13 protein-coding genes are annotated in these 12190 nt (G+C 63.7%); 3 read left to right on the forward strand and 10 right to left on the reverse strand.

The features are described 5' to 3' along the window. Positions 1 to 93 precede the first annotated feature (93 nt). The 4 genes from DOM45_RS05745 to DOM45_RS05760 all read right to left on the reverse strand — a co-directional run bounded on the left by DOM45_RS05745 (position 94) and on the right by DOM45_RS05760 (position 2362). Entirely contained in the window at positions 94 to 618 is a 525-nt protein-coding gene (locus DOM45_RS05745) for a retropepsin-like aspartic protease family protein (protein WP_110598562.1), read from the reverse strand. After that, entirely contained in the window at positions 611 to 880 is a 270-nt protein-coding gene (locus DOM45_RS05750) for a DUF3253 domain-containing protein (protein WP_110598563.1), read from the reverse strand. Before DOM45_RS05750 ends, DOM45_RS05745 begins: the two co-directional genes overlap by 8 nt. A gap of 6 nt (positions 881 to 886) precedes the next feature. Beyond that, positions 887 to 1510: a YbhB/YbcL family Raf kinase inhibitor-like protein gene (locus DOM45_RS05755; protein ID WP_110598564.1), complete on the reverse strand. Its 624-nt coding sequence runs from the start codon at positions 1508 to 1510 to the stop codon at positions 887 to 889. 153 nt (positions 1511 to 1663) lie between these two features. After that, positions 1664 to 2362, reverse strand: coding sequence for an extensin-like domain-containing protein (locus DOM45_RS05760; protein ID WP_110598565.1), 699 nt, complete (start codon positions 2360 to 2362; stop codon positions 1664 to 1666). A gap of 243 nt (positions 2363 to 2605) precedes the next feature. On the opposite strand from DOM45_RS05760, the gene DOM45_RS05765 reads away from it, so the two are divergent. Both DOM45_RS05765 and DOM45_RS05770 read left to right on the forward strand, forming a co-directional pair. Beyond that, complete coding sequence (locus tag DOM45_RS05765; protein ID WP_110598566.1) at positions 2606 to 3382, forward strand: EAL domain-containing protein; 777 nt, start codon at positions 2606 to 2608, stop codon at positions 3380 to 3382. A 78-nt stretch (positions 3383 to 3460) separates the two neighbouring features. Then, entirely contained in the window at positions 3461 to 4801 is a 1341-nt protein-coding gene (locus DOM45_RS05770) for a GGDEF domain-containing protein (RefSeq protein WP_162302600.1), read from the forward strand. 33 nt (positions 4802 to 4834) lie between these two features. Here DOM45_RS05770 and madM read toward each other — a convergent pair whose 3' ends face one another. The 4 genes from madM to DOM45_RS05790 all read right to left on the reverse strand — a co-directional run bounded on the left by madM (position 4835) and on the right by DOM45_RS05790 (position 9090). Then, on the reverse strand, positions 4835 to 5596 hold the full coding sequence (gene madM, locus DOM45_RS05775; protein ID WP_110598568.1) for a malonate transporter subunit MadM: 762 nt from the start codon (positions 5594 to 5596) through the stop codon (positions 4835 to 4837). A 14-nt stretch (positions 5597 to 5610) separates the two neighbouring features. Next, on the reverse strand, positions 5611 to 6012 hold the full coding sequence (madL, locus tag DOM45_RS05780; RefSeq protein ID WP_110598569.1) for a malonate transporter subunit MadL: 402 nt from the start codon (positions 6010 to 6012) through the stop codon (positions 5611 to 5613). 143 nt (positions 6013 to 6155) lie between these two features. Then, a complete protein-coding gene (locus DOM45_RS05785) occupies positions 6156 to 7694 on the reverse strand; it encodes a malonate--CoA ligase (protein WP_110598570.1) in 1539 nt (512 codons plus the stop codon). Positions 7695 to 7725: 31 nt separating this feature from the next. Beyond that, positions 7726 to 9090: a malonyl-CoA decarboxylase gene (locus tag DOM45_RS05790; protein ID WP_240612298.1), complete on the reverse strand. Its 1365-nt coding sequence runs from the start codon at positions 9088 to 9090 to the stop codon at positions 7726 to 7728. Positions 9091 to 9293: 203 nt separating this feature from the next. Here DOM45_RS05790 and DOM45_RS05795 point away from each other — a divergent pair, with 203 nt between their 5' ends. After that, positions 9294 to 9968: a GntR family transcriptional regulator gene (locus DOM45_RS05795; RefSeq protein ID WP_110598571.1), complete on the forward strand. Its 675-nt coding sequence runs from the start codon at positions 9294 to 9296 to the stop codon at positions 9966 to 9968. An 87-nt stretch (positions 9969 to 10055) separates the two neighbouring features. Here DOM45_RS05795 and DOM45_RS20160 read toward each other — a convergent pair whose 3' ends face one another. Together DOM45_RS20160 and DOM45_RS05800 are read right to left on the reverse strand one after the other, a co-directional pair. After that, positions 10056 to 10226 carry a hypothetical protein gene (locus DOM45_RS20160; RefSeq protein WP_167404614.1) on the reverse strand — a complete coding sequence of 57 codons (171 nt, stop codon included), beginning with the start codon at positions 10224 to 10226 and terminating at the stop codon, positions 10056 to 10058. Positions 10227 to 10427: 201 nt separating this feature from the next. Beyond that, positions 10428 to 12062, reverse strand: coding sequence for a BCCT family transporter (locus DOM45_RS05800; RefSeq protein ID WP_110598572.1), 1635 nt, complete (start codon positions 12060 to 12062; stop codon positions 10428 to 10430). Positions 12063 to 12190 lie beyond the last annotated feature (128 nt).

Here is a 12190-nt window from a genome sequence, read left to right on the forward strand (position 1 = left end):
CCTCGCTGGCAAGCTCTCCCCGTGGGGACATCGATGTCGCTCGAGTCCGGGGATCTTTTTTCCAGTACCGCCGAATTCCCAGTATGGCTCAAATCAAGGGTCTGGCGGGCCGACGATCATCTGACTGCCGCGTATCTGAATATCGAACCGGCCCAGAAAGCTCATGCCGAGCAGCACCACGTCGTCGCCGATACCCGCATGGATCGAACCGGGCACCTGTCGGGCGGTCAGCCCTCCCAGCCTCACACTCTCCAGCGTGGCCAGATTGCCGCTGACGCGACCGTTGGCCGTGGTAAACATGACCTCCGGCCCAGGTTCGATCTGCAAGGTGCGGGCGAGAGACTGCGAAAGCGAGACGTAGGTGGCGCCGGTATCGATCAGGAACGTCACCGCCTGGCCATCGACCTCCCCCGGCGCCACGAAGTGGCCCTGCGCATTGCGCTCCAGGGTGACCGGCGCCTGATGCTCGAACGTCGCGGTCGCCAGTTCCGCGTTGGGATGACTACGCCGCTGTTCCACTCCACGAAACCACCAGCCCGCCAACAGCAGCAGGAGCACCCAGAACAGCACCATCATGCCGACGCCGGTGCGGCGGACACCTCGCGCGTCGTCATCCATCGCGATCGGCCGGCAACTGCAGCCGGATCGCCCCGCGCCAAGCCTCTTCCGGCGACAGTGCCCGTCCCCGCTGGAGCACAGCGAGACGCCCCTCGCGGGCCAGCTCGCGCGAACTGGCCCGTATCGGCGCCATCAGGGGGCGCCAGTCGTCATCCAACTGGCGCGCCACTTCCGAGGGACAGAAGGTCTTGGCGGAACCGCGCGATTCGGCCATGGCCAGGATCGCACGGCGCAGCGTCGCCGGGTGGGGTGACGACGCCATGACGACTCAGCGCAGGTCCGGGTTGAGCGTATAGGTCCCGGTGACGCTGGATTCGGCCAGGACGTGACCGGCCATCGCCTCGCGGACCTGTTCACCGGTGAACTCGCCCGCCAGCCCCAGCGTGGGGATGTCCAGCGCGAACAGGCTGAACGTGTAGCGGTGGACGATCTCGTCGTTCCACGGCGGACAGGGACCGTCGTAGCCACCGTAGACACCCGCCATGTCGGGATCGCCGGCCAGGAAACCGGTGTAGCCGTTGATGCCGCTGATCCCCTTGGCGGTCTGCCCCGGCGGTTTCCCCTTGGGCACCACGCCGTCGGCCATCTCGCCTTCCTCCAGCAGGTTGACTTCCGCCGGGATGTCGACCAGCACCCAATGATAGAAGTCGACTCGCGGCAGTTCCGGCGGCAACGTCTTGCCCTCCTGGTTGACGTCATCCGCCACGCCGGGAACGTCGGGGTCGGTCACCAGCATCACGAAGCTTCGCGTCCCCGATGGCGCGTCCAGCCAGCGCACTTCCGGATTGCGATTGTCGCTGAGGCGCATGTGCTGCTCCGGATCCGGGACGGCAAAAGCGAAGGTCGCCGGGATCGGTTTGCCCTCCTCGACACCCTTGATGGTCAGACGCATGGACTACTCCTCTCGGTGGAAAAACAGGATCGGGCGGCAGCGAACGCCCCGTCACTATCGATGACAAGCGCATCCGCGAGAGATACCGACAACCTTAGGTCCCCGCGAGGTTTTTGTCATGACCGAAGCCAGCGAAGGCGTCGAGCGGACCGATTAGCGACAGAACGAGATACCTCGCATGCCGAGATGAAAATGGTTGGCATGGGCGGCATTGTAGTCGGGCCCCAAGGTGGTCCCGAAGTAGTGGCAGGCACCCTTCTGGGCCTCCTCGAGGAACCGGCCGCGTTCACCGCCGTCCCGCCAATCGTCGAGCACGCTGATGCTGCGACCATCCTCCAGCCCGAAGGCGGCGACGTCCAGCGCCGACGCCGTGGCGTGCTCGCTTCGTCTCGCGTTCTCCCGGTGATAGATGTTGCGACAGGCGAAGGAGCCATAGTGGCGGACGCTGGCGACCCGCTCGCCGAAGATCCGCTGCGACAGCGGTTGCAGCTCGTGCTGCTCGAACATGGTCCAGGCCAGGGCCAGGGGGCAACTGGCGACGAAACTGGCATTGAACCGGACCTGGGTGTGATTTACGCGCACCACGTTCTCCAACGGACAGCCGGCGACCGGCGTGTAGTCCGCCAGCGGGGCGTAACGAATGTCGGGGGCGGTATCGAGCGCCGCCAGATAGGCGTCGCGATCTCCGGAGAGCGCCTTCAGCTTCCAGCGAGTGACTGGCGTCACGGGGTCGCTGACGACCAGTGGCGCCAGCGGATTCCACTCCCGCGGGATCTGCCAGACGCCTTTATCCAGCGCGACGCCCAGCGCGATCAGCAAAATATAGAAGAGGGTAGCCGGAGACGGTTTCATAGACCTCGCGAATTGGGAAAGAGAGTCGTCATCGGGCGGTAGTACTCGAGAGTGTCTTTTCCAGGCGGCACGACCGTCGGCGATCTGCGACGATCCTCGCATCAGGATTCACACTTACCTACCAAATCACTGCTATTCGATCATAGTCATCTATTCTAAGCTTAGTTAACTTGTCAGGACCGCAATGGAGTGCGTTGCTGGCAAGGCTCATCATGGCAGTGCATGTCGTCAGGGAGGACAACAATGCCGGGTTGCGCCAGACACGATAACGTCTGCGGACGCTGCGATGCGCCGCTGGATTTCGATTTCACCATGGCATTCCAGCCGCTCGTCGACATCGACGAGGGCCGCGTCTATGGCTACGAAGCCCTCGTCAGAGGTCCCGAGGGAGAGTCCGCCGCAGCCGTGCTGGCCAAGGTCGATGACAGGACACGCTATCGTTTCGATCAGGCCTGTCGTGTCAAGGCGATCGAAATCGCCCATCGGCTGAACGCGCGGGGCGTGCTGTCGATCAATTTTCTGCCCAACGCCGTCTATGAACCCGAAGCCTGTATCCAGGCGACGCTGGCAGCTGCCGAGCGCGTCGGATGGCCGGTCAGTCGACTATGTTTCGAGATCGTCGAAAGCGAGAGCGTCACGGATCGGCGCCACCTGCAGAAAATCGTGGCCAGCTACCGTGCCATGGGCATGAAGACGGCACTCGACGACTTCGGCACCGGCTACGCCAACCTCGATCTGCTGGCCGAGATCTCGCCCGACATGCTGAAGATCGACCGCCAGTTGATCAGCGACATCGATGCCTCACCCCGAAAACAGATCGTGATCCGCCATCTCGTCGACCTGGCGCGCCATCTCGACATCAAGCTGGTCGCCGAGGGCATCGAGACCTTGGAAGAGGCTCGCTGGCTCTATCGGCACGGTATTGCAAGGCAGCAGGGATACTGGTTTGCCCGGCCGGTCGCGGAACGGCTACCCGTCTGCCCGGACTCGCGCTTCGCGCTGGTCAAGGGACGGTACTGACCGTCGCAGGACGCTCGGCAGCTCTATTCACCGTAGGAACTCACGGTACCCTGGCTCATGGTTGCATCGAAAAGACGATTGTCACGACAGGCGCGTCCCTCGACGCCGGATGGTCTGGACACGCTGGATATCGCGGCACTGATCTACCGGCTCGACAGCGGCGTACCGCTACTGGTCGACGCCAATGCAACGGCAAAACGCCAGTTGCGACTGGACGACCGCTTCCCCATGGCCGACCCCTGGCAGTGGCTCGATGCCGGACGGCATCCGGCCGCGGGCCGGGATCACCCCGCCCTGCTGAGTGTCGCCGTCGACGATTCACGACAATGGCACAGTTTCTACATCCGCCAGCACCGTCAGCCACCGCTGGCCGTGAAGCTCAAGGTTTCCTCGCTCGGGGCGCCTGGCGATACCGAGTCCTCACGCCACGTCTTGATCGCCATCGGCGAGGTGGCCGCTGACGACGCCACGGCAAACCTGCTGCCCCGGCACCAGCCCCAACTGCGTCAGATCCTCGAGAACCTGCCCATGGGCGTGTGCACGATCGATGCGGGCGGATATCTGCGCCAGGTCAATCGCGCGTTCTGCGAGTTCTTCGGCTACGCGGAAAACGAACTGCTCAACGCCCACTTTCGCAAGCTGCTACCCCCGCAGAGTCGACAGGCCGCGGAAAAACGGCATGCCGCCAGCTTTCCCCATGCCTTGAACCAGCGCCACTCGCTGGAGGTGAGGCTTCACGACGGTACCCCCCGCACCGTGATGCTCGAGGACACGGTCAGCCGTGACGAACGGGGCAACCCCCAGCGAGTCGCCTTTCTGGTCGACATCACCCAGCGGCGCGACGTCGAACGTCGGCTGGAAGAGAAAAACCGGCGTCTCGAGTATCTGGCGACACGCGACGACCTCACAGGTCTGCACAACCGTCGCATGGGCGGGGAGTTGCTCGAGCAGGCGCTGGAGCGCGGCAAGCGGGTTGGCGACAGGATCTCCGTCGCGATGCTGGATCTGGATCACTTCAAGGCGATCAACGATCGCTATGGCCACGCCGTCGGCGACACGGTGCTGAGGGAGTTCAGCCATTTCGTTGCCGGCGCGCTGCGCTCCAGCGACACCCTGATTCGCTGGGGCGGAGAGGAGTTCCTGATGATCCTGCCGGGCATCGACCGCTTTTCGGCACAGGCGACGGTGAACCGTGTGCTGGGCCAGCTCCGCCATCAAGCCTTGAGTACACTGGACCTGCGCGTCAGCTTCTCCGCGGGTGTCGGCGAACACCGCCACCAGACTTCCAAGGGATTGCTGGAGGAGATCGACCTGGCACTCTATCAGGCCAAGTCCGCGGGTCGAGGCTGCGTCGCCATCGCTCCGGTCCCGGCGTCCCGCCCGGGCAGGTGTCTCAACCGGGCGTTCTCGTCGCCTTAGTGGAGCGGCCGGCTCCCGCCGGCCACCCTTGTCTCAGAAGATCGCGCGTACGGCCAGAAACAGCACCGTCGGCGCCAGCAGGATGCCGAGCCCGGTGTAGAACGTCGCGGTCATCGCCCCGTAGGGCACCAGGCGCGCGTCAGTGGCGGCCAGGCCAGCGGCCACGCCACTGGTGGTACCGATCAGGCCACCGAAAATCATCGCCGAGCGCGGATTGTCCAGGCCGATCAATCTGGCCGTCAACGGTGTCGCGATCATGGTGAGAATCGATTTCACCAGACCGGCGGCGATCGACAGCGCGATCACCTCCGAACTCGCGCCCAGGGTGGCACCGGTCACCGGCCCGACGATGTAGGTCACCGCGCCGGCCGCAATGGTGGTGATGTCCACCGGGTCGGTGTAGCCGAAGCCGATCGCCACGGCGGCACCGGCGACGAACGACACCAGCACGCCGAGGAACAGTGCGATCACGCCGCGCAGGCCAGCTTTCTTGATCTCCTGAAAACGCACGCCATAGGCGGTGGCGATGATCGCCAGGTCCCGCAGCATGCCGCCCCCCATCAGGCCGAGGCCGGAAAACAGCGTGACGTCGGAGAGCCCCTTGCTGCCGCCGGTGGACACGCCACCGACGTACGCCAGTGCCAGGCCGATGATGATCGCGATCGCCGAGCCGTGCAGGCGCCCAGCGGTCAGATGCCGACTCAGCCAATAGGCGATGTACATGGTCAGACCGACCACTGCAAACGCAGCGATCAGGTGATACTTGTCGACCAGGGAGACGATGGAGTCGTTCATGTCGGTATCCTCTCTCAGTGGCCGCTAGGGGTGGTCGGGGCCGACTCGAGCGGGCTCGCGTCGTCGACTTTCTTGCCGGTCAGCACCGGTACCAGCGCCAGCCCCAGCACCACCGCCAGGACGCCGGCGAGAATCGCCACCATGCCACCGCTGAAGGCCGCGGCCACGTTCTGGCTCGCCGCCATAGCGACGACGATGGGAATGTACATCGCGTTCCAGAAGTTGATGCCACTTTCGGTCGTTTCCGGCAGCTTGCCGCGATCCTTGAGATATCCGGTCACGAAGATCAGCAGCAGCATGGCGATACCCACGCCACCCAGGTTGGCATCGATTCCCAGCATCTGGCCGAGTACGTCGCCGATGATCAGCCCGGCCAGCATGCAGCCGGCCAGGAGTGCTACACCGTAAATCACCATCGTTATCACCTCATGGGGCGTTATTGTCGAGAATGGTCATGATTAGCCCGGTTATCGGAGCTTGGCGTGTGTCGAGACAGCCACTCACGCGTGGCTGTGGTGCCGCGTTACCCACGCGGCGGGGCCATCAGTGAAACGACAGGCTACTTGCCGACCGTTTCGGCACTACGGTAGATATCGGCATAACGGTCGCGCAGTGCGTTCTTCTGCACCTTGCCCATGACATTGCGCGGCAGGCTGTCGATGAAGAACACGCGCTTGGGCTGCTTGTAGCGAGCCACCTTGTCTTCGAGCGCCGCCAGCACCTGGGATTCGTCGAGCGACTCGCCGGGTTTCAGCACCACTGCGGCAGTCACGCCCTCGCCGAGATCGGGATGGGCCACGCCGATGACGGCCGACTCGGCGACCTGCGGCATCTCGTCGATCCACTGCTCGATCTCTTTCGGATAGACGTTGTAGCCGCCGGAGATCACCAGATCCTTGTCGCGCCCGACGATCTGCAGGTAGCCATCCGCATCGATCAGGCCGAGATCGCCGGTAATGAAGAAACCGTCGCCGCGGAACTCGGTGGCGGTCTTTTCCGGCATGCGCCAATAGCCCTGGAAGACGTTCGGGCCGCGAACCTCCACCAGTCCCGTCTCCCCGGCCGCCAGAGTCTTGCCGCTCTCGCGGTCGGTGATACGTACCTCGCTGCCCGGCAGCGCGAAACCGACCGTGCCCGGGCGGCGCTCGCCGTCGTAGGGGTTGGAGGTGTTCATGTTGGTTTCGGTCATGCCGTAGCGCTCGAGAATGGCGTGCCCGGTTCGCTCGGAGAATTCGCGATGGGTTTCCGCCAGCAGCGGCGCGGAACCGGAGACGAACAGCCGCATGTTGGCGGTCGTCGTCCGGTCCAGGCGCGGGCTGGCGAGCAGGCGGGTGTAGAAGGTCGGCACGCCCATCAGCACCGTCGCCCGCGGCATCAGGTCGAGCAGTTGCTCGGGGTCGAGCTTGGGCAGGAAGGTCATCGACGCGCCCACGGTCAGGACGATATTGCACGCCACGAACAACCCGTGGGTATGGAAGATGGGCAGCGCATGCAGCAGATGATCATCGGCGCTGAAGTGCCAGGTCTGCGCCAGCGCCTGGCTGTTGGCCGCCAGATTGCCGTGGCTGAGCATCGCCCCCTTGGAGCGCCCGGTGGTGCCGGAGGTGTAGAGAATCGACGCGAGCTCATCGGCTGCGAGTTCGACAATGCTCGTCTCCTCCTCGGCGCGCGCTGTCAGCTCCATCAGAGATCCATCCGCCTCGCTGCCCAAACTCTCGACGGCCGGCACACCGCAGCGTCGCGCCAGCTCCCGTGCGGTCTCGACATCGGCCGGACGACACACATAGAGCCGCGGCTCGGCGTCGGTCAGGAAGTACTCGACCTCGGCTTCGGTGTAGGCGGTGTTGAGCGGCAGATAGACGGCCCCCGTCTGCAGACAGGCCAGATAGAGCATGATCGCCTGCGGGCTCTTGTCGACCTGGACGACGACCCGATCGCCCCGCTCGACCCCGAGATCGAGCAACACCCGCGCCAGCCGCCGCGATGTGGACAGCACGTCGCGATAGCGATACGTCTCGCCACTCGGCGTGTCGATCAGTACCTTGTCGGGATCGCGCTCGAAGTTACCCGAAAACTGCAGATACAAGTTGTGATTCATTCCACCTCTCCTGCTTTGAATACGCGACCGATCAGGCGTCGGTGCGGGAGCCATGACGGCAACGTGAGCGCCCCTGCTTGGCATCGCGACGGATGTCGCTGGTGCAGACCACCGTGCCCTCGCGACTGAACGCTTCGTGGTTCTGCTCGATCCGGTCGAGCTCGTAGAGATAGTTGACCATCAGGCCGTGGGACTGGCGGCGGCCGTTCTCGGACGTGTCGCCGGGCCAGTTGAGGCGATGGAGACTGGCGCCATTGCCCAGATGAAAGCGAGCGACCGGGTCCAACGGCAGGCCATTGTCGCGCTTGGCGTCGATCAGGTAATGCGCCGCCAGGCCGCGCACCTCCGGCGTGAGTTTCTCGCGCAGTTTGGGGTTCTCGACCCAGCCTTCGGCATCCAGACCGTCTGCGACCTCATCGCTCAGCTGGCAGGCGCCGCTTTCACGCTCGGCCGCCAACCACTTGGCAAAACCCGGCACCGGCGACAGCGTCACGAACTTCTCCAGGTTGGGCAGTTCGCGCTTGAGCTCCTGAACCACCTGCTTGATCAGGAAGTTGCCGAACGAGATACCCCGCAGGCCAGCCTGGCAGTTGCTGATGCTGTAGAACGCGGCCGTATCGGCCTCTTCCGGGCGCACGTCGTCGCCCCCTTCGAGGATCGTCTGGATACTGTTGGGAATGCCCTTGCACAGCGCCACTTCGACGAAGATCAGCGGCTCGTCTCCCGTGGCCGGGTGAAAGAAGGCGTAACAGTGACGGTCCTCCGGGTCCAGGCGGCGGCGCAGGTCCGACCAGTCGCCGATCGCGTGCACCGCCTCGTAGTGAATGATCTTCTCGAGCACCGCCGCGGGTGTGTTCCAGTCGATGCTCTCGAGCACCAGAAAACCGCGATTGAACCACGAGGCGAACAGGTGCTCGAAGTCGGCGTCCAGCGGCGCCAGCTCGGGGTGGGTCTTGAGACAGCGCAACAGGTCCGCGCGCATCTTGACCAGTTCGTAGGTGCCGCCGGGGCACAGATTCAGTCGGCGCAGCAGATGCTGTCGTCGCGGCTCGCAGGCGGAGAACAGCCGCTGCAGACTGGCGTTGTCCCCAGTATCGCGATACGCCGCATAGGCTTGATGGATGGCATCGGGCTCGGCGGCGTAGCGCTCCCCCAGCAGTTGGAAAAATGCGACACGGTCGCTGTCATCCAGCGAGGCGTAGCGCTCCAGCGCCTCCTGGGCGATCAGGATCTGCGAGGCTTCACCGCCGGGGTGCATCAGCGTCTCGCACACCGAGGTCAATCTCGCCAGACTGCTCGGCTTGTCGCCGTCCTTGCCACCGAACAGGTACTGGCCTCGGGTTCGGCGGCCGATACTGGAGAGCAGATCCTGCAGAAAATTCATGTTGACGTTCATGCCGTCCCTCTCGGATCGGAGACTGAAGCTTCCACCGGTGCCGCGCGACGTCGCCGGTGAGCGTGAACGGAGCGAGACAGCGGGCCGGAACCCCATCCGATCGCGCGAATCGGCAACCGGCAGTTAACATACATGTCATCGCTCTGTTATATATAACAGTTATGCCCCCGCCGACCGGGTGTCAACATAGGAGAAAGTCTAATATGGCCCGCATCCCGCATGCCCAGCGGCTTCGCGACCTGCTCGAGGATGCCATCGTCGACGGCCATTACGCGCCGGGGGACAGACTGGACCCGGAAGCTCTGGCCAGGGAGTACGACTGCTCGCGCACCCCGATTCGCGAAGCACTGCAGCAACTGGCGGCGTCGGGCATGGTGCGCGTCCTGCCGAAGCGCGGCACCTTCGTCGCTCAACTGAGCGTCACCGAGCTGGTCGAGCGATTCGAGGTCATGGCGGAACTGGAGGGCATGTGCGCTCGGCTGGCGGCGCGACGCGCCACCCCCGAAGAGCTGGCGGCACTGCATCGCGCCCAGGCGGCCTGCCGGGCGTGCATGCGTTCGGGAGACGCCGATGGCTACTACTACGAAAACGGCATCTTCCATCATCTGATCTACGAAGCCAGCCACAACGACTTTCTTACCCAGGAAGCGGCCCGCCTGCATGCCATCCTGAAACCCTATCGTCGCCTGCAACTTCACGCCCGCCACCGCCTCGCCAGCAGTTTCGACGAGCACGAGGCCATCATGGCAGCGCTGGAGCGAGGCGAGGCCGACGCTGCCGAGGCCGCGATCAAGGCGCATGTGCAGGTTCAGGGGGAACGGTTCAACGATCTGGTGGCGTCAATGCAACGCCTGCAGGTCAGACGCCGCGAGGGCTAGCAAATCTCGCGACAGGGTGTTGCCGGCGCGGGCTCCGCGCGGAAGACCTGGAGATGGCAGGTCGGAGCCGAGCCGACCTCGAGCGGTTCAGAACAGCAGGGTGACAAGCAGCGCCGCGCCGCCGACGATCAGTGCCGTGACCACGAACAGGCTGACCAGCGCATCGAGCCATCGGTCGATCCTGGAATCGGCAGACGCCACGCCGCGGCGAGTGGCGCCATGACGCGGTCGTCGGGAAGACTTCAAGGCCGGTGGCATGGATGAGCTCCGCAAGGCTTTATCATCTTATTAACGGCGGCATGAAGATGAAATCCAGTCACAAATTAGGCTGGTTCACGATTTTTCGCCACCGGCGCCAGATTCGCTCGGCGCTCCCCCGTGCGTTCCCGCCGTTCCGATCCAGCGACGAAAACGGCCCCGGTCCTTGCAGACCGGGGCCGGGACTCCCCACGCCGACGATCAGCGCGGATTGATGCGCCGGTTCTTGACGTCGGGGGCACGCCGATAGCGATCTTCTTCGCCCAGCTCCTCGGCCTCGAAGGCGTCGGCCCCGACCGGGGTATCGCTATGGCGCCGATAGAGTGCGGTCAGCATCGCCTTGCGATCGGCGCGCAGCTCCTTCAACGTCACGAATATCATCCCGTAGAGAATGAAGGTGAAGGGCAACGCCGCCAGCACCGAGGCCGATTGCAGCCCTTTCAGTCCGTTCTCGCCACCGGCGGAGAGCAGCGTCAGGCAGATCGCCGCGATCAGTACCCCCCAGATGATACGTTTCATCAGCGGCGGATTGAGCGAGCCGTTGTCCGTCATCTGCGACACGATGTAGGTCGCCGAGTCCGCCGAGGTCACCAGGAAGATGAAGATCAGGCAGAGTGCGACGACCGACAGTACGTTCGAGAACGGCATCAGGTCGAACATGCGGAACAGCGCCGAGGTGATATTGTCCGCCGTTGCCTGGGCAAGACCCGCATCGCTGTTCATCTCCATCTGAATGGCGGCACCACCGAAGACCCCGATCCACAGGCAAGCCAGCAGCGGCGGCACCACGAGCACCCCGAAAACATACTGCTTGATGGTTCGCCCGCGCGAGATTCGCGCCACGAACGTCCCCACGAACGGCGACCAGGCAATGACCCAGGCCCAGTAGAAGATGGTCCAGTTCGAGGCCCACTGACTGTCATCGTAGGGCGACATCCGCAGACTCATGCCGATGAAGTTCTGCAGGTAGTCGCCGATGCCCAGCGTGATGGTCTCGAGAATCGCGATGGTCGGCCCCGTGAACAGGACGTAGAACATCAGTGCGAAGCAGATGATCAGGTTGAGGTTGGACAGGTTCTTGATGCCCTTGTCGAGGCCCGATGTGGCCGAGATCATGTAGCAGATGAACATCGCGCCCATGATGATGAACTGCCACATCATGTTTTCCGGCACATCGAACACCGAGTGCAGGCCACCATTGATCTGCAGTACCGCCAAGCCGATGGAGGTCGCCACGCCCATCACCGTTGCGACGACCGCGAAGATATCGAGGACCGGCCCGAGACGGCGCAACTTCGGGCGTTTCGCGGTGACCGACGAGAGTACGTTGGAGACCATGCCCGCCTGGCCCTTGCGAAACTGGTAGTAGGCGATGATCAGACCGACGACCGAAAACGCCGCCCACTGGTGAATCCCCCAGTTGAAGAAAGCGTACTGAATCGCGTAACGAGCCGATTCGGCGGATTCCGGTTCCACGTCACCATAGGGTGGCGTCATGTAGTGCGTCATGGGCTCCGCCATGCCGTAGAACACCAGGCCGACCCCGAAGCCCGCCGCGAGCAGCATGCTGACCCATGAAAAGAAACCGTAAGTCGGTTTGCTGTCCTGTGGCCCCAGGCGAATCTTGCCGTACTTGCTGAACGCCAAGCCGACCAGAAAAATGACGAATCCGAACACGGAAATCAGGTAGAACCACCCGAAGTAATGTGTTGTCGCCCCCAGTGCCGCATTGGCGATATTTCCAAATCCTGTCGGGAAAATCGCGCCTATGGCCACGATCGCCGCGATCACCACCGCCGAGACGATGAATACGCCTTGCTTGCCGAGTTTAGGCATGTCGTCCCCTTTTGATTGTGCTGATTTCCTTCGACGTCAATAGTGTAGACGACCCCGCCGCGCTCTGCGGAAGCCCCGGCCGAGCGCCTGGTCCGGACGGGGCGAAAGATTCCCCCACCGGGTTCCAG

Origin of the sequence: Salinicola lusitanus, assembly GCF_003206045.1 — a bacterium.
Lineage (GTDB): Bacteria > Pseudomonadota > Gammaproteobacteria > Pseudomonadales > Halomonadaceae > Salinicola > Salinicola lusitanus.